Source organism: uncultured Streptomyces sp. (assembly GCF_947488945.1).
In the GTDB taxonomy this organism is placed as follows: domain Bacteria; phylum Actinomycetota; class Actinomycetes; order Streptomycetales; family Streptomycetaceae; genus Streptomyces.
Window position 1 is genome coordinate 1 of sequence record NZ_CANLBS010000073.1, and the last position, 956, is coordinate 956.

1 protein-coding gene is annotated in these 956 nt (G+C 70.3%); it reads left to right on the forward strand.

The window, feature by feature from the left end:
• Positions 1 to 56 precede the first annotated feature (56 nt).
• Positions 57 to 937 (forward strand): IS5 family transposase gene (locus Q0994_RS33865; protein WP_299542571.1). Its coding sequence is split into 2 segments (ribosomal slippage): positions 57 to 417 and positions 417 to 937, totalling 882 coding nucleotides; the frame shifts between segments, so codons are not numbered across the junction.
• Positions 938 to 956 lie beyond the last annotated feature (19 nt).

Below are 956 nucleotides of genomic sequence, written 5' to 3' on the forward strand. Positions count from 1 at the left end.
TAGGACGTGTCCGGCGGATCATGTGACTTTCCGACCGGTCGCTCGTTGGTTGGGTCATGGGCCGGGGGGATCTGACGAATCGCGAGTGGTCGTTGCTGGTGCCGCATCTGCCTTCGCCGGGTGGCCGGGGCGGCCGGTGGAACGATCACCGGACCGTGCTCAACGGGGTTCTGTTCCGGGTGCGGACCGGCGTTCCGTGGCGTGACCTGCCGGAACGCTACGGCTCGTGGAAGACTGTCTACGAGCGGCATCGCCGCTGGTCGGCGGACGGTACCTGGGACCGGCTCCTGCAGGCGGTCCAGGCCGACGCCGACCTTGCCGGGCGGGTCGACTGGGGCATGGTCGGCGTCGACTCGACGTCCTGCCGGGCCCACCAGCACGCGGCCGGCGCCCGCAAGGCCAGGCCACGGGTCCCGAAAAAAGGACGACGCCCCGGCACCACCGCCCCGATGAGGGACTCGGGCGGTCCCGGGGCGGTCTGACCTCCAAGATCCACCTTGCCGGTGAAGGCGGCTGCCGTCCTATGGCTCTACTGATCACTCCGGGCCAGTGGGGTGACGCCCCGCAGATGATCGAGGTCCTGGACCGGATCCGGGTTCCCCGCCCGCTGGTCGGGCGGCCCCGGACCAGGCCCGATCATGTCAGCGGCGACAAGGCTTACAGCTCCCGCCGAAATCGCCGCTACCTGCGAAGACGCCGCATCAAGCACACGATCCCCGAGCCGAGGGACCAGCGGGCCCACCGCCGGCGCAGAGGCAGCGCGGGCGGCCGACCTGCCGGCTTCGACCGCGAGCGCTACCGGCGGCGCAACGAGGTCGAGCGGACCATCAACCGACTCAAGAACTCCCGCGCGGTCGCCACCCGTTATGACAAGAGGGCCTACGTCTTCCACGGCACGGTCACCGCAGCGGCAGTCCGCTTATGGCTCCGCCCATGATCCGCCGGACACGCCCTAG